Origin of the sequence: Paracoccus sp. (in: a-proteobacteria), assembly GCF_047973135.1 — a bacterium.
GTDB lineage: Bacteria > Pseudomonadota > Alphaproteobacteria > Rhodobacterales > Rhodobacteraceae > Paracoccus.
Genome location: NZ_JBKEBL010000084.1, coordinates 1 through 16,424, shown reverse-complemented (window position 1 = coordinate 16,424; position 16,424 = coordinate 1). Strand labels below are relative to the sequence as shown.

The 16,424-nt window shown below is 67.0% G+C and carries 15 protein-coding genes, 1 pseudogene and 1 riboswitch; of the genes and pseudogenes, 5 read left to right on the top strand and 11 right to left on the bottom strand.

What is annotated here, in order from left to right; all coding sequences use genetic code 11:
• A partial coding sequence (gene cbiE, locus ACK5L9_RS06965; protein WP_416910743.1) for a precorrin-6y C5,15-methyltransferase (decarboxylating) subunit CbiE occupies positions 1–1,058 on the bottom strand: 1,058 nt, incomplete at its 3' end.
• Between cbiE and ACK5L9_RS06960 the strand changes: the two genes are divergently transcribed.
• A complete protein-coding gene (locus tag ACK5L9_RS06960) occupies positions 1,057–1,815 on the top strand; it encodes a cobalt-precorrin-6A reductase (protein WP_416910742.1) in 759 nt (252 codons plus the stop codon). The genes cbiE and ACK5L9_RS06960 overlap by 2 nt on opposite strands.
• Here ACK5L9_RS06960 and cobJ read toward each other — a convergent pair.
• The 7 genes from cobJ to ACK5L9_RS06925 are packed head-to-tail and all read right to left on the bottom strand — an operon-like array spanning position 1,785 to position 9,704.
• Positions 1,785–2,525 (bottom strand): precorrin-3B C(17)-methyltransferase, encoded by a 741-nt coding sequence (gene cobJ, locus ACK5L9_RS06955; RefSeq protein ID WP_416910741.1) that lies wholly within the window; start codon positions 2,523–2,525, stop codon positions 1,785–1,787. The genes ACK5L9_RS06960 and cobJ overlap by 31 nt on opposite strands.
• Positions 2,526–2,538: 13 nt before the next feature.
• Positions 2,539–3,279, bottom strand: a complete 741-nt coding sequence (locus tag ACK5L9_RS06950) for a precorrin-2 C(20)-methyltransferase (protein ID WP_416910740.1) — start codon at positions 3,277–3,279, stop codon at positions 2,539–2,541.
• 2 nt (positions 3,280–3,281) lie between these two features.
• A complete protein-coding gene (locus tag ACK5L9_RS06945; protein ID WP_416910739.1) occupies positions 3,282–3,911 on the bottom strand; it encodes a precorrin-8X methylmutase in 630 nt (209 codons plus the stop codon).
• On the bottom strand, positions 3,911–5,047 hold the full coding sequence (gene cobG, locus ACK5L9_RS06940; protein ID WP_416910738.1) for a precorrin-3B synthase: 1,137 nt from the start codon (positions 5,045–5,047) through the stop codon (positions 3,911–3,913). Before cobG ends, ACK5L9_RS06945 begins: the two co-directional genes overlap by 1 nt.
• Positions 5,044–8,295, bottom strand: coding sequence for a cobaltochelatase subunit CobN (cobN, locus tag ACK5L9_RS06935; RefSeq protein ID WP_416910737.1), 3,252 nt, complete (start codon positions 8,293–8,295; stop codon positions 5,044–5,046). The genes cobG and cobN overlap by 4 nt, the downstream gene beginning before the upstream one ends.
• Entirely contained in the window at positions 8,295–9,341 is a 1,047-nt protein-coding gene (gene cobW, locus ACK5L9_RS06930; RefSeq protein ID WP_416910736.1) for a cobalamin biosynthesis protein CobW, read from the bottom strand. Before cobW ends, cobN begins: the two co-directional genes overlap by 1 nt.
• A 3-nt stretch (positions 9,342–9,344) precedes the next feature.
• On the bottom strand, positions 9,345–9,704 hold the full coding sequence (locus ACK5L9_RS06925) for a DUF1636 family protein (RefSeq protein ID WP_416910735.1): 360 nt from the start codon (positions 9,702–9,704) through the stop codon (positions 9,345–9,347).
• Positions 9,705–9,807: 103 nt separating this feature from the next.
• Positions 9,808–10,019, bottom strand: a riboswitch (cobalamin riboswitch).
• Between the two features lie 41 nt (positions 10,020–10,060).
• Here ACK5L9_RS06925 and cobO point away from each other — a divergent pair.
• On the top strand, positions 10,061–10,669 hold the full coding sequence (cobO, locus tag ACK5L9_RS06920) for a cob(I)yrinic acid a,c-diamide adenosyltransferase (RefSeq protein WP_416910734.1): 609 nt from the start codon (positions 10,061–10,063) through the stop codon (positions 10,667–10,669).
• Positions 10,670–10,819: 150 nt separating this feature from the next.
• Here the strand turns inward: cobO and glyA are convergent, their stop codons facing one another.
• Positions 10,820–12,115, bottom strand: coding sequence for a serine hydroxymethyltransferase (gene glyA, locus ACK5L9_RS06915; protein WP_416910733.1), 1,296 nt, complete (start codon positions 12,113–12,115; stop codon positions 10,820–10,822).
• Positions 12,116–12,294: 179 nt separating this feature from the next.
• On the opposite strand from glyA, the gene ACK5L9_RS06910 reads away from it, so the two are divergent.
• The 3 genes from ACK5L9_RS06910 (at position 12,295) to ACK5L9_RS06900 (ending at position 14,543) form a co-directional block, all read left to right on the top strand.
• Positions 12,295–13,224, top strand: a complete 930-nt coding sequence (locus ACK5L9_RS06910) for a sulfotransferase family protein (RefSeq protein WP_416910732.1) — start codon at positions 12,295–12,297, stop codon at positions 13,222–13,224.
• A gap of 77 nt (positions 13,225–13,301) precedes the next feature.
• Positions 13,302–14,063: an NAD kinase gene (locus ACK5L9_RS06905; RefSeq protein WP_416910731.1), complete on the top strand. Its 762-nt coding sequence runs from the start codon at positions 13,302–13,304 to the stop codon at positions 14,061–14,063.
• A 114-nt stretch (positions 14,064–14,177) separates the two neighbouring features.
• The gene (locus ACK5L9_RS06900) at positions 14,178–14,543 is read left to right on the top strand and encodes a hypothetical protein (protein WP_416910730.1); all 366 of its coding nucleotides are present in this window, start codon (positions 14,178–14,180) and stop codon (positions 14,541–14,543) included.
• Between the two features lie 371 nt (positions 14,544–14,914).
• Here ACK5L9_RS06900 and ACK5L9_RS06895 read toward each other — a convergent pair whose 3' ends face one another.
• Entirely contained in the window at positions 14,915–15,667 is a 753-nt protein-coding gene (locus ACK5L9_RS06895; protein ID WP_416910729.1) for a hypothetical protein, read from the bottom strand.
• Positions 15,668–15,770: 103 nt separating this feature from the next.
• A pseudogene (locus ACK5L9_RS06890) lies at positions 15,771–16,364 on the bottom strand (IS66 family transposase); the annotation flags it as partial.
• Positions 16,365–16,424 lie beyond the last annotated feature (60 nt).

Sequence of the window (16,424 nt, the reverse complement as noted above, 5' to 3'; positions counted from 1 at the left end):
GCCTCGGTCTCCAGCGTGACGGCATTGGCCACAAGGCGCGTGCCGGGCGCGATGCGTTGCCAGAGGGCGTCGAACAGCGGCATGCTGCCGCCGCCGCCCACGAACACGGCGTCGGGCGGGGGCAGGCTGTCCAGCGCCTCGGGGGCGCGGCCCTCGATGGCCTGCATCCTGCCGGTCAGCCCGAAACCGGCGATATTGGCGCGGATATTGGCGATCCGGTCAGGGCGAGGCTCGATGCTGATGGCGCGTCCGCCAGACAGACAGAACTCGACCGAGACAGAGCCCGACCCGCCCCCTATATCCCACAGCAATTCATCCGCGCGGGGGGCCAGCGCGGCCATGGTCAGCGCCCGGACCGGGGACTTGGTGATCTGGCCGTCATGGGCAAAGGCCGCCTCGGGCAGTCCCGGCACGGCGGGCATGCCCGCCCCGCGCGGCAGGTCGGCGCAATCCAGCGCCACTGCCACCGGCGCGGCGATGCCGGTCAGATCAAAGCCCGCCGCCCGTGCCTCGCGCAGGCGTTCCAACGGCCCGCCAAGCCGTTCCAGCACGATCATGCGCGTCCTGCCCATGCCCTGCGCCACCAGCCAGGCGGCCAGCCCGGCGGGCGCGGCCCCGTCGCGCAGCGTCGCCAGCGCCCGCACGCCCCGCGCCAGAACCGTGCGCAGCGGCGCAAAGCCCGTCGCGTGCAGGCCAAGGCAGCGGGTATCCTCGACCTTCCATCCAAGGCGGGCGCAGGCCAGAGACACCACCCCCGGCGCGGGCAGCGCGCGCCATGCGCCTGCGGGCAGACGGGTGGCCAGAACCGCGCCCGCCCCGAACCAGAACGGATCACCCGAGGCCAGAACGACGACGCGCCGCCCGGCCTCGGCCAGCACCGGGGCGATGTCGAAGGGCACCGGCCAGGGCCTGCCCCGGTTGCCCGCCGCGACCAGCGACAGATGGCGTGGCCCGCCAAAGATCACCTGCGCTCCGGCGATCGCGGCAAGGCTTGCGCCGGACAGCCCGTCCGGGCCATCTTCGCCCAGACCCACGATTGTCAGCCACGGATCAGACATGACACGCCTTTTGCTGCTGGGCGGCACGACCGAGGCCAGCCTGCTTGCCCTTGATCTGTCCGATGCGGGCATCCCGACGGTGTTTTCCTATGCCGGACGGACAACAGCGCCCGTCCCCCAGCCCCTGCCGACCCGGATCGGAGGGTTTGGCGGGGCAGAGGGGCTGGCCGATTACCTGCGGCGCGAAGGCATCACCCATGTGATCGACGCCACCCATCCCTTTGCGGGCCGGATCAGCCGCAACGCCATCGCCGCCTGCGCCCTTGCGGGGGTTCCCCTGATCGCGCTGGAGCGTCCGGCATGGGCGCCGCAGCCGGGCGACCGCTGGATCTGCGTCCCCGATACGGGGGCCGCCGTCTGTGCCCTGCCCGACAGCCCTGCGCGGGTGTTTCTGGCCATCGGCAAGCAGTCGCTGGACAGTTTTGCGCTTTGCCCGCAGCATTTCTATCTGCTGCGCCTCGTGGACCCGCCCGATGCGGCCCTGCCCCTGCCCCGCGCGCGGGCCGTGATCGCGCGCGGGCCGTTCGACGTGGCGGGCGATACCGCACTGCTGCGCGACCATGCCATCACCCATGTCGTCGCCAAGAACGCGGGCGGTGCCGGGGCCGCGGCCAAACTGACCGCCGCGCGGATGCTGGGACTGCCGGTCATCATGATCGACCGCCCCGCCCTGCCGCCGCGCGCCATCGCGGCCAGCCCCCGAGAGGTTATGCAGTGGCTGGCTGATCACGGCGCGGCCTTTCCACGCGGAGTATAGACCCAGTCCCCGACGCGCCGCGTGGCGGAATTTCCAACCAGCACCACGGTGCGCATATCGGCCATTTCCGGCGTGGCCTCGGCCAGCGTGACGGTGCGCAGCGATTCATCGGGGGTGCTGACGGCGCGGGCGAAAATCATCAGCCGGTCAGGGCCACATTCCTCGCGCAGCACGTCCAGCACGCGGGCGAACTGATGCGGGCGGGCGCGCGAACGGGGATTATAGAAGGCCATCGCGAAATCGCCCCGCGCGGCGTGGCGCAGGCGCTGTTCGATCACCTCGAAGGGCTTCAGGTTGTCGCTAAGGTTGATGGCGCAGAAATCATGCCCCAGAGGTGCCCCCGCGCGCGCGGCAGCGGCCAGCATGGCGGTGATGCCGGGCAGGATGCGGATATCCGCCACTTCCGGGCCCGGCGCGGTCTCGACCGCCTCGAACAGGGCCGAGGCCATGGCGAACACCCCCGGATCCCCGGACGAGACGATGACCACCCGCCGCCCCGCAGCCGCCAGATCCAGCGCATGACGGGCGCGGTCCAGTTCCACCCGGTTATCGCTGGCATGCAGCGTCAACCCCTCACGCGGGGCGATGCGGGCGACATATGGAATATAGCCGACAATGTCGGTGGCCTGAGCAAGGGCCTCGCGGACCTGCGGCGTGACCAGATCGTCAGCCCCCGGCCCCAGCCCCGCCACGGCGATCCAGCCGCTCATGCCGACGCCCGGATCATTCCGCAGCCTCAAGCAAGCCGGGGCGGCGGCCCCGGCCATGGACCAGCACAATGGCGAAATAGGGGCAATCGTCGTCGCCCACCTCGGCCAGCCGGGCCATGCGCTGACCGGGCATCGTACCGCGTTCGACCAGCCAGGCATCGGCCAGCTTGCCCGCCCGTGCCAGCGCGCGCCGGACTCTGGGCAGGTTGCGCCCGGTTTTCATGACGACCAGCGCATCGGTCCCTGCCATCCGTGCAACCAGCTCGTCCTCGGGCAGGGTGCCCGTCAGCACGGTCAGCACATCGTCGCCCCAGGTGATCGGCGTGCCGGTCACGTTCCAGCAGCCGGTCATGCCGGGAATACCGGGGATGACCTCGATCTCGGCCCGGCCTTGCAGCCGCACATAGAGATGCATGAAAGAGCCATAGAAGAACGGATCGCCCTCGCACAGCACCACCACATCGGCACCTTGCGCCAGCGTGGCAAGACGCGCGGCCCAACTGTCATAGAACGCTGACAACAGGCGATTGTATTCGGGGCTGTCAAACGGGATCTCGGTCGTGACCGGGTATTCCATCGCGTATTCAACGGCATCCGGCGCGACCATCCCCTGTACGATACGGCGTGCCTGACCCTGACGGCCCTTCTTGCGGAACCAGGCCAGATGCGCCGCCTCCCGGACCGCGCGTTCGGCGCGGCGCGACATCAGGTCGGGGTCGCCGGGGCCAAGGCCCGCACAGATGATCCTGCCCATCTTTATTCCTTCCGGCTGGCAAGCGCGTTGACGGCGGCAACGGTGATGGCCGAGCCGCCAAGCCGCCCCTCGACCACGACGGCAGGGACCGGCGCGGCGGCGATCAGCGCCGCCTTGCTTTCCGCCGCACCGACAAAGCCGACCGGGCAGCCGATGATGGCCGCAGGGCGCGGGCAGGCCGGTTCCTCAAGCATGTTCAGCAGATGAAACAGGGCGGTGGGCGCATTGCCGATGGCGACGACCGCGCCGCCCAGATGCGGACGCCACAATTCCAGCGCGGCTGCGGAACGGGTGTTGCCCATCGCCTTTGCCATGTCGGGAACAGCGGGATCGTGCAGCGTGCAGATCACCCGGTTGTCGCGCGGCAGGCGCGAGCGCGTAATCCCCTCGCTGACCATGCGCGCATCACACAAAATCGGCGCCCCGCCCAGCAACGCGGCCCGCGCGGCGTCGGCCATGCCGGGGGTGAAACGCACATGCCGTTCCAGCCCGACCATTCCGGCGGCATGGATCATACGGACGACGACGGGTTCCTCGTCGGCGGTGAAGCGGGCCAGATCGGCCTCGGCGCGGATCGTCGCGAAAGATTGCAGATAGATCCGCGCGCCGTCCTTTTCGTAATCATGGGGCATCAGAAAAACTCCGGCAGGGTCAGCAGATCGGCGTCGGTCAGGTTGCGGCGGGCGGCAAGGCCGTCGGCGCGGCCATCCCGGATCAGGTCAAAGCCTCCGGGCGTCGCGGTCAGGGTCAGATCGGCGGGGTGCGGGCAGGCGCAACCCTTGGCGCAGCCCGAGACATGCAGCACCATGCCGGGCCTCAGGCGCGGGGCCAATCGCCGGGCCAGATCGCGCGTCGGACGATGCGCCTGCGCACAACCCGGAGCCCCGGTACAGGCGCGGACCCGCAGCAGCGGATCGGCGGGATCGGTCACGATGCCGGGCAGGTCGGGCAGACGGGCCAGCCCCTGCACCAGCACCATCCGCCAGGGCGTCATCCTCAGCGGGCCAAGCCGCGACAGTTCGGCCAGTGTTTCGGCGCGCATCTGCCCGAACGCGACGGCCAGCAGCGCGCCTTGCGGCACCAGCCCCGGCCCCGGCGGTGCAAGGGCGGGCGCAGGCGCGACCCGACCCGCCAGTGCACCATCGGGCCGCGCCCCGCCCGCGATCAGCGCAGCCATGCGGCCCCGCCCCCCGGCGCTGCCACCTGCCGCCACAAACCAATGTGCCAGCGCGATGGCGGCATGTGCCGCATGGGCGGCCTCGACCGGCGCGCCAAGAACCATACCATCGGCGCGCAGGATCAGCCCGCCATCCGCCGCGCGTTCAAGGCGAATATCGGCGGGCGTATCGGCCATGACCGGCGCGGGGCCGCAATCCACGGCAAAGCCGAATTTCTCTGGCAGGGGCGGCGCATCACACAGCGCCTCGGCCAGCGCACGGGCCAGCGCGTCTGTTCCGGCATCGGCAAAGGGCGTCACGATCAGGTTGCGGCGGGTTTCGGCGGCAATGTCGGAATCGATCAGCCCCAGCCGGGACAGACCGGCGATCAGCGGCGCATGGCAGTCAGGGCGGATGCCACGCAATTGCAGATTGGCGCGGCCCGACAGCTCGATCAGCCCGTTGCCATATGTCAGCGCCGCCGCCGCGATCCCTTTGGCTTGCCGGGAGGCGATACGCCCGCCCGCAGGACGAAGCCGCACGATCAGCCCGTCCCCCGAAACCATCGGCCGCAGCGCGCCGGGACACCAGCCCTGTACGGTAAAGCTCATATCCCGCCCCCTAACCCGGCCGCAATCGAGTTGCGGCGGGTGATCCACAGCCCCGCATCGGCCAGACGGCGGAACAGGTCGCGCATCGCCGCCAGCGCGCCGGGGTTCTCGCGTTCCAGAAAGGCCACGACCTCGGGCCGGCCAATCGTCGCATCGTGATAGAGATCGAACAGATGCGGCGGCACCACCTGCGCCAGATGCGCAAAGGCGGCCAGGTGGTCCAGCGTCGCCGCGATCTCGGCCCCGCCGCGAAAGCCGTGGCGCATCATGCCATCGGCCCAGTCGGGATTGGCGGCGCGGGCGCGCAGGGTGCGGGCGATTTCTTCGGTCAGGCTGCGGGCGCGGGGGCGGTCGGGCCGGGTCGCATCCAGATGATACAGCGCCGGTCGCGCGGCCCCGATCCGGGAAAGGGCAGCGGCGAAACCAGCCTCATGCGCGGCGTAATCGGCGGCCAGCAGCAGGTCGGATTCCGGCAGATCCTGCGCATGGACAAAACTGTCGGCCCGCATCAGCCGTGCCTCAAGCCCTGCGCGTTCGGGGCGGGCGGTTCCGTCCTGACCGATGGCCCATTCGGACGCGGCCAGCCACGCCTCGCCCGCAGCCGTCCGCGCCTCGGGGGTAAAGCTGTCCAGCGCCCCGCCCATGCCAAGGCCGTACTGGCCCGGTCGCGGGCCAAAGACGCGGGGGGCGCGGGTCAGATAGGGATTGTCGGCGGGATCCTCGTCCCGGCCCGCCAGCGCCGCAGCGCCGGTTTCGAACAGTTGCGCAAGACCGGGAAAGACGTCGCGAAACAGGCCCGAGACCCGCAGAGTCACGTCGATCCGGGGGCGCCCCAGCAGCGCCAGTGGAATGATCCCGACCCCCGAAACGCGGGTCGAGCCGTGATCGCGGACGGGCTTCAGCCCGGCCAGATGCAGCGCCATGGCAAATTCCTCGCCCGCCGTGCGCATCGTCGCGCTGCCCCACAGATCGACGACCAGTCCCCGCGGCCAGTCGCCGTGATCCTGCAAATGCCGGCGCAACAGTTCCTCTGCCAGCCTGACGCCCTGCGCATAAGCGGCATCCGAGGGGACCGCGCGAGGATCCGCCGCGAACAGATTGCGTCCGGTCGGAATCACGTCGCGACGTCCGCGCGCGGGGCTGCCTGCGGGACCGGGCGGGACATGCCTGCCCGCCAGCGCATCGCAAAGCCCCGCACGCTCCTGAGCCCCGCATTCGCCCTGACCAAGGACATGCAGCCCGTCGCCGAACTGGCTTTCCTTGATGTCGCAGACAAAGCGGTCGATGCGGGTGATGGCCTCGGCCATACCTGCGTCCGGGGGGATGCCCAGATCGTCCTCGACGCCGCGCGCCCGCGCCTCATCGCGGATATCGGCGATCAGGCGGTCGCGGCGGGCCGGATCCAGCCCGTCGGCGGTGGAATATTCATCCAGCAGGTGTTCCAGCCGCAGGATCGTTTCGGGGACTGCCGATTGCCGCATCGGCGGCGGCATGTGCCCGACCGTCACCCCGGCAATGCGGCGTTTGGCCTGCGCGGCCTCGCCCGGATCGTTGACGATGAACGGATAGATCACCGGCAGCGGGCCGGTCAGCGCCTCGGGCCAGCAGGTGGCGGACAGGGCGACGGCCTTGCCGGGCAGCCATTCCAGCGTGCCATGCGCGCCCATGTGGACCAGCGCATCCATCCCCTGCGCCCGCAGCCACAGATAAAAGGCCACATAGGCGTGGCGGGGGGTGCGGGACAGGTCGTGATAATCATCGGCCCGTTGCGCAACCTCGCCGCGTTCGGGTTGCAGCGCGATCAGCACCCCCCCGCGCCGGATTGCGGCAAAGCAAAAACCGCCATCGGCACAGGCCCGGTCGTCCTGCGGCTCCCCCCAGGCCGCCGCCAGATCGTCGCGCAGCGATTGCGGCAAGGTGGCCAGCGCGGCCCGGTAATCGGCCAGAGGCCACAGGATCCGTTCCCGCGCCAGACCTGCGGCATCGGGGCCGGGCGCGATGGCGTAACCTTCGCCCTCCATCTGCCGCAACAGCGCGTCGGTCGAGGCCAGCGCGTCCAGACCGACCGCATGGGCCATCTGCCATTCGCGGCCCGGATAGGTGGACAGCACCACCGCCACCCGCCGCTTTGCGGCGGGCACAGCGGCCAGACGATACCTTGCGGCCACACGGTCCAGAACGGCCTCGATCCGGTCGGGCGCGGGGCGGTGGACAAAGCGGGAATATTCCAGATCAGGGTCACGGGGCTCGGCGGCCTTGAAGGACACCACCCCGGCGAAGATGCGGCCGTCAACCTCGGGCAGGACAACATGCATGGCCAGATCGGCGGGCGACAGGCCACGACCGGCCTCTTGCCATTCGCGCCTGCGGGCGGTGGACAGGGCAACCTGAAAAATCGGGCAACCGTAGCGGTCGAAGGGCGTTTCCCGATCCGCCCCCTGCGCGGAAAAGGCCGTGGCGTTGACGATCACCGCCGGTTCCCGCCCGCCCGGCATATCGGCCAGCGCATCGGCAAGCCAATCGCCCAGACCCTGCGATTTCAGCGATGGCGCAAACAGCCCGCAGGCGGCGAAACCGCGCATCCGCAGCCCCTCGATCAGCGCATCCACCGGCGCAAGATCGGCGGCGGTCAGATAAGAGCGGTAAAAGCTGACCAGCGCCAGCGGTCCCTGCCCGTCCGGTCCGGCGATGACCCCGCGCGCGGGATCGTAGAACCCCCGCTGTGGCAGGTGGCTGTCACCGGCGACTGTTACAGCGCTCAGCCCCGCCGCCTGCGCCAGCAGCGCCAGCGCCGCCTGCCCCGCAACCGCGCCCCCCGCATCGCACAGCGCCGCAAGCTGCCGCAGCACCGGAACCGGCACCGTCGAAAGCTGATCCAACCGCGCATCCTCGCGCCCGTCGGCGGGCAGAACGGCCAGCGCGATCCCCCGTCGCCGCGCCAGATCCTGCACCGAGGCCAGACCATAGGGCCAATAGGCCTCGCCGCCGATCAGGCGGATGAGGATGGCGCGCGCGCCTGACAGGGTCTGGTCCGCATAGATATCGACCGAAACCGGATGGCGCAGCGCCACCAGATTGGCCAGCCGCAACGAGGGCAGGCCACCCGCCGCCCGCCGCCAGCCCGCCGCGAAAGCCCCCAGATCACTGTCCGAGAACGACAGCGCCACCAGATCCGCGGGCCTCTGCCCCAGATCCGTCGGCACCCCGGTCTCTTCCAGGCCGTGGCTTTCGCGAAAGACGACATGCATCAGGCCGCGACGCCCCCGGCCAGGGCCGCCCGGATCGCGCCCTCGTCAATGTCGTCATGTTCGGCGATCACGATCAACGCCGAGCGGCGCGGCGCGGCACCCCAGGGGCGGTCATACTGATGCCGCACCCGGCCACCCACGGCCTGCACCAGCAGGCGCATCGGCTTGCCCGCCACGGCGACATGGCCCTTGACGCGCAGGATGTTGCGGTCGCGCGCAAGGCGTTCGATCCGGGCGACAAGCTCGGCGGGATCCTCGATTTCGGGCAGGTCGATCACCACCGTGTCGAAATCGTCATGTTCGTGATCTTCAGCACCATCATGATGGCTGGGACGCGCGCCCAGATCATCCTCGGCGGCGGCACCAAGGCCAAGGATCACGGCAGGGTCGATCACCCCCTCGGTCAGCGGCAGGACAGGCAGCCTGCGCGGAGCCTCGGCCTCGATCACGGCGCGGGCGGCCTCCAGCCCGGCGTGACCGGCCAGATCGGCCTTGGACAAAAGGACGATGTCGGCGCAGGCGATCTGGTCCTCGAACACTTCGGACAGCGGGGTCTCGTGGTCGATGGCGTCATCGGCCTGCCGCTGCGCATCGACCGCCGCGACATCAGGGGCGAACCGGCCCGCTGCCACCGCCTCGGCATCAGCCAGCGCGATCACGCCGTCAACGGTGATGCGGGACCGGATCGCGGGCCAGTCGAATGCCTTGAGCAACGGTTTCGGCAGGGCCAGACCCGAGGTCTCGATCAGGATGTGGTCGGGGCGCACAGGCCGCGCCATCAGCGATTCAATCGTGGGGATGAAATCATCGGCGACGGTGCAGCAGATGCAGCCATTCGCCAGCTCGACGATATTTTCCTCCGGGCAGTTCTCGTCAGCGCATTGCCGCAGAATCTCGCCATCCACGCCGACACTGCCAAATTCATTGACCAGCACCGCCAGCCTGCGCCCGCCGGGATTGGCCATCAGATGCCGGATCAGCGTGGTCTTGCCCGCGCCCAGAAATCCGGTGATCACGGTGACGGGGATTTTGGTCAGATCTGGCATCGTTCACTCCTGCGGGGGGATGCGGGCAAGGCTTTGCCTGCGGAAAATCTCGGGTCGTTCGCGCCAGGGCACGATACCGTCGCCGCTGACGGCATAGCGGGCGGCACCCTCCAGAATGGCATCGGCATCGGCCTCGGTCAGGCGGCCATAGACATAGGACCACTTGCCCGGCGCACTGAGCGCGACGGAACAGCCGTTCGAACAGGCCGACAGGCACGCGACCGGGCGGATCTCGACGCCCTCGGGGCTGTCCCCCGCCACAAGCCGGGCATGCAAACGCGCACCCGGCCGAAGGTCATCGGCCGGATCGGTGTCCTGCGCGGTTCCCCGGCAGGTGGTGCAGACATGCAGAACTGCGCGCACGCGTCCTTGCCCCTTGATCCCTTGACGGCACGCGGGGCGCAGCACAGGGCTGCGCGGCGACGAAAGGCCAGCAGCCGGACTGTCGCGGAAGTACCCCGTCCGCCGTACATATGCCATCGCGGGCAGGTCTCCCGGCTTGCGGATACCGGATGCGGGCGCATCCTGCGGTCATCCCACCTTCCCGGCAAAGCCAGTGGTCAGGAGACCTGTCCGGTCACGGTCGCGGGGGCGGCTGCGCTTGGGTCCACGGATTGAAACCTGACGCATTCCCTCTTAGCCTGCCGGATGGCAGGAACCAGCGATGCCGCTCAATGACGCAGCGGCGGGCCGGTTGTCAAGCCCGCAGGAGAAACCGGATGACCGATGACAGTGACCGCCACGCCGTGAAAATGGCCAAGAAGAAGGCCGCGCGGGATAAGATCATGGCGACGAAATCGGGCGAAAAGGGCTTGATCATCGTCCATACCGGGGCGGGCAAGGGCAAGTCGTCGTCAGGCTTCGGCATGATCCTGCGCTGCATCGCCCATGGCATGCCCTGCGCCGTGGTGCAGTTCATCAAGGGGGCATGGGATACGGGCGAACGCCGCCTGCTGACGGAACATTTCGGCGACCTGTGCCAGTTTCACGCCATGGGCGAGGGCTTCACCTGGGAAACGCAGGACAAGGCCCGCGACATTGCCGCCGCCCGTGCCGGCTGGGACAAGGCGAAAGAGCTGATCCGCGATCCGCACATCCGCATGGTCCTGCTGGACGAGATCAATATCGCGCTGCGTTACGACTATCTGGATCTGGATGAGGTGCTGACCTTCCTGCGTGACGAAAAGCCCGAACTGACCCATGTGGTCCTGACCGGGCGCAACGCCAAAGAGGGCCTGATCGAGGCCGCCGATCTGGTGACCGAGATGACGCTGATCAAACACCCCTTCCGGTCGGGCATCAAGGGCCAGCCGGGGGTCGAATTCTGAACCACCCCCCCGGAAAAGCCCTCGGAGGACCGACCCGCCCGGTCGGACGCGCGCTTTGCGCAGGAATGCATGCCTGGGGTTACAGATTTTGCAGGGGTTTCATCCGAAAACCGGCGCCCGTTTCCAGAAATCCCGCTGCGTGCCCCGGCCTTACATCCCCTGATACAGCGGAAAGCGGGCGCAAAGCCCCGCGACTTCGGCCTTGACGCGTTCCTCGACCTCGGCATTCGCCTCTTCGCCGTTGCCGGCAAGTCCGTCCACAACCTCGACGATCCAGCGGGCAATCTGGCGAAATTCATCTTCGCCAAAGCCGCGCGTCGTGCCTGCGGGGGTGCCCAGACGAACGCCCGAGGTGACAAAGGGCTTTTCGGGATCGAAGGGCACGCCGTTCTTGTTGCAGGTGATATGGGCGCGGCCAAGTGCGGCCTCGGTCGCCTTGCCGGTCACGCCTTTCGGGCGCAGGTCGGCCAGGCACAGGTGGTTGTCGGTGCCGCCCGAGACGATGTCAATGCCGCCCTTCATCAGCTCGTCCGCCATGGCGCGGGCATTGGCGACGACCTGTGCGGCATAGGCCTGAAAGCTGGGTTGCAGCGCCTCGCCAAGGGCCACGGCCTTGGCGGCGATCACATGCATCAGCGGGCCGCCCTGAAGGCCGGGAAACACCGCGCTGTTGATTTTTTTGGCGATGTCGGCGTCATTGGTCAGCACCATGCCGCCGCGCGGGCCACGCAGCGATTTATGCGTCGTCGTCGTCACCACATGCGCATGCGGCAAGGGCGAGGGGTGCTGACCACCCGCGACCAGCCCCGCGATATGAGCCATGTCCACCATCAGCCATGCGCCCACCTCGTCGGCGATGGCGCGGATGGCAGCCCAGTCCCAGACGCGGCTATAGGCGGTACCGCCCGCCACGATCAGCCTGGGCTTGTGTTCCAGCGCCTTGGCGCGAATATCGTCCATATCCAGCAACTGATCCTGCTGACGGACGCCATAGCTGACCACGTTGAACCATTTGCCCGACATGTTCACGGGGCTGCCATGGGTCAGGTGGCCGCCGGAATTGAGATCCAGCCCCATGAAGGTATCGCCCGGCTGCAACAGCGCCAGAAACACCGCCTGGTTCATCTGGCTGCCGCTGTTCGGCTGGACATTGGCAAATTCGCAGCCAAACAGCTTTTTCGCCCGCTCGATCGCCAGGGTCTCGACCACATCGACGAACTGGCAACCGCCGTAATAGCGCTTGCCCGGATAGCCTTCGGCATATTTGTTGGTCAGCACCGAACCCTGCGCCTCAAGCACGGCGCGGCTGACGATATTCTCGGACGCGATCAGTTCGATCTCGTCGCGTTGGCGGCCCAGTTCCTTGCCGATGGCATTGGCGATTTCGGGGTCGCCGCTGGACAGCTTGTCGGTGAAGAAACCGGTCTCGCGGGTCGGAGCGTTCATGTGCTTGCATCCTCTGTGGGCTAGGGACGACTGGATGGCGCCCTCTTAACGCATGGCCTGCCATCGCGAAAGTAACAAAACGACCTTATGGCGCATTCCACGCCACGCCTATCCCGTCGGGACCGGCGGCTAACCCTTGTCGCGCGTGACCCCGGCGCTGGCCGGGGTAATCTGCGGTCATGGATGCACAGGACAGACCCACCTCCGCGCCGGATTTCTATGTCGTCGGAGCCGCCAAGGCGGGCACCACGGCTGTCTGGACATGGCTGCGCGGGCATCCGCAGGTCTTTCTGCCCGATGTGAAAGAGCCGGGATATTTCGCCTTTGCGGGCAGGTCGGCGGTGCCGCGCGAGGGGCCGTATGATCCGGATTACACCGCCCGCATCGCCACGGATGCGGCGGCCTATCACAGGCTTTATGCAGGGGCAGGGCGGCGGATCGCGGGTGACGTGTCGCCGGTCTATCTGTATGACGATCAGGCGGCGAAACGTATCGCCGCTGCCAGGCCCGACGCGCGCATCGTGATCCTGCTGCGCGATCCCGTGACCCGCGCCTTTTCACAATATCTGCACCATCTGCGCGACGGGCTGGAGCCGTGTCACAGTTTCGAATCGGCGCTGGAGGCCGAGCAGGCCCGGCTGCGCGACGGCTGGAGTTGGGCCTATGCCTATGCGCAGGGCGGAGATTACGCAGCCCAGATCGACCGCTATTTGCGGGCCTTTCCGCGCGACAGCATCCTGTTTCTGGATTATGTGGCGTTGCAATCGCGGCCTGAAACCTGCTGGCGGCAATTATGCGGCCATCTTGGGTTGGGCGATTACCCGATGCCGCCGAATGACAGGGTCAACGCGACGGCGACCCTGTCAGCACTGCCGCGCTTTCCTGCGCTGACCCGCGCGATCCGCCATCCCGGCGTGATCCAGCGCGGCCTTAAACGGCTGCTGCCCGTGCGCCTGCGCGGTGCGCTGCGCCGCGGCATCGACACGCCCGGCCAGCCAGTGCCTGTTCTGGCCGAGGCGACCCGCCGCGATCTGGCGCGGCGCTATGCGGCCGAACGCGCAAGGGTCGCGGCGCAAAGCGGGCTGGACCTTGATGCCTGGGCGCGGTGAGAATACGCAACGGCAGGGTTGCGTTCGCGCTGCGGCGGATGGATGCTCTTGAAAACGCGACTGTTCCGGATTTGCCCATGCCGCCCAAGATCATGTTCGATGCCAGCCGGGCCGACCCGGCCCAGCAGGCACTGGCCTCGCTGGTGGCACGTTACGGTTCCGTCCCGCTGGAAGAGGCCGATCTGGTCGTCGCACTTGGCGGCGACGGTTTCATGCTGCAAACGCTGCACGCCACCCAGGGACGCGGCATTCCGGTCTATGGGATGAACCGGGGCACGGTTGGCTTTCTGATGAACAGCTATTCCGAAGACGATCTGCCGCAGCGCCTTGCCGCCGCCGAGGAAACCGTCATCAACCCGCTGCGGATGCGCGCCACCCGTGCCGATGGTTCCGTGCAAGAGGCGCTGGCCATCAACGAGGTCAGCCTGCTGCGCGAGGGGCCTCAGGCCGCCAAGTTGCGGGTCCATGTGGACGGCCGGATGCGGATGGAGGAACTGGTCTGCGATGGCGCGCTGCTGTCCACGCCGGCTGGCTCGACCGCCTATAACTATTCGGCCCACGGCCCGATCCTGCCCATCGATTCCGAGGTTTTGGCCCTGACCGCCATTGCCCCCTTCCGGCCCCGGCGCTGGCGCGGCGCGCTGATCCCGAAATCCGCCCATGTCGCCATCGAAGTGCTGAATCCCGAACGCCGCCCGGTCATGGCCGACGCCGATTCCCGATCCGTCAGGCATGTCACCTGGGTCGAAATCCACAGCGCCACCGAAATCCGGCACCGCATCCTGTTCGACAGCGGTCACGGGCTGGAGGAAAGGCTGATCAGGGAACAGTTCGTTTAGAGCATTTCGCTCTCAATGTGTCTCATATCCTGCGGCGTTGAATAGTTGTAGCACTCCTCGTCCGAGAAGATCGGCTGGTATGCCAGCCGCTGGAAGATCGAAACCTTCCACAAGGTGCTGAAATCCGGCTGCCGCGCCGAGGAGGCCAAGCTGCGCACCGCCGAGCGGCTGGTCAATTACATCGCCGTCCTGTGTGTTGTCGCGTGGCGGCTGTTCTGGCTCACCACGATGCATCGCATCGCGCCATCAGCTCCCCCGACCGTCGCGCTCACCAGCAACGAAATCGCCATATTGGACCGCCTTGGGATGAACGGCAAATGCCACGACGGATCGCTGGCCGATTACCTGCTCGTGATCGCCCGCCTCGGTGGATATCTCGCAAGGAAAAGCGACCCGCCACCAGGCAACATGGTCATCTGGAGGGGATGGAGCAGACTGGCCGATATCGCACTCGGCGCGGACATCACAACTTGTGGGTAATTGAAAGTCTCACCGGACGCATACGGCGGATCAGATAGGGATCACGATAGACACAATCAGCCATGCCTATGGATCCGTGCGGGCAGTCAGGTTTCTGGCTTGGAGGCGGCCCTCTACGGCCTTGCCGGCCCCGATATGTGTTCGGCCAAACCCATGAAGGCATTGTCGCCGGAATGTTTCGCTTTAACAGAAACATCACGACCGTCGATCAGAACAAGGCCGTGAGAAAGGCCGAAAAACTGTCGCGAGCAGAGTTGCGGCCCACCTTCGCGAGGAACCAGACGGCCGAACCCCGCCCGACACTTCAAACGAACGATGGCCCCGACCCCAAATCACGGGCCGGGGCGAGTTTTTATCACCCAACGGCAACGCTAGTGCAGTGATGCCCTGCCGCCTGATCGTCCAGGGCGCTTGGGCTTGCGGGTCGCGCGTCGGGCAGGTCTATGCGCCTCATCGCTCGCCAAGAGCTCGAATTGAACAAAGCCCGTATCGTCGGCACCAGTATTACGAACCCTTAGCGTGAACTCTTCGCCTTCTGAACTGTTAAGCAGGTCCTCAAGATCATCGGGTTCAGCTTGAAGGAAAAGGTCCATTTCATCGACGTCGATTTCTTGCACGGTACGGAGGTACGTCGCTCTCGCCGCGGCAATACGCGCGGAGATAGAGGCTTTTTTAACCGGCCCGCCTTCCTTAGCCTCCTGCCCCATCGCCCGGTAATCAGCATAGACCTTTTGAATGCCGCCCCGCTTCTTGAGCTCCGCCGCAATTTCTTCCCGCGGAACGCCGTCAACAAGGAGCGCCTCTATCGCCTTGTTGTAGCGGCTGGCATCCTTGTCGGTGTTTTTTCGCCAGGAAAAGACGAACTTGAGGATGAATAGCCGCAATTTGTCAGGCTGCTCAACTGACGGGCGGGATTTCTTCCCCTGCCAATGATCCATCTCACAAAACGCGCTTAGCTCGTCCGGGTCATTGCGGATGGCTAGCTCCCGTACCGCCGCCTCCTGCAGCGTATGCCTCAGGGCGTCCTGGTGGCCACGATATGATCTTTTGATCTCTGATCGGGTACGTTCCAGCGCCTTGACGTTCGGTGGCGATGCCGGTTCCTTCGCTTTCTTCCTATCCATCTGTAATCCCTTTCCTTTTCTGGTGCGGTGTTGCACATATTCAGATATGGATAGGGGCAACCCATGATAGAATTGGAGCGGCGTTCAGGTATAGGTTATTTATTTATTTCTTGTTATATATCAGATAATTGTGGGCAATCGGGCGGACGAGATTTTCGACATTGTTGCTGTCGATTTCCACGCGGCCATCGCTCAGGAAGGTCTGCAGGCCCTGCCAATGCGCGTTGATATAGGCCAGTTTTTCGCCGAGGCGTGACTTTGCCGAGACCCGCAGGCGCTGCACCTGCAGCCATGTCCCGAAGGCTGCGACCAGCGGCGCGGAGCGGGCCTGCCGGGCCGAGAGCCGCTGTCCGGGGGATGTGCCGCGGATGTCCTTCTCGATGGCGTAAATCTCGGCGATGCGGCGCAGACCCTCGGCGGCCATTTCGGACCCGTCGCGGTCGAAGACCTCCCTGAGCTTGCGGCGGGCATGCGCCCAGCAATGCGCCACGGTGATCGGGCTGCCGCCCTTTCGTGTCGGGCGCGTCAGGCGGGTATAGCCCTGATAGCCATCGACCTGCAGGATGCCGTCAAAGCCGGTCAGGAAGTTTTCCGCATGTTCGCCATGCCGCCCGGGGGCGAAGAAATAGACCACGCCTGGCGGGTCATCGCCGCCCCAGGCACGGTCGTCGCGGGCGAGCTCGCAGAGATAGACGGTCTTCGTGCGCCGGCGTCAGTGATCGAGGACCGGGGCAGTGATTTCGTCCATGAACAGCTT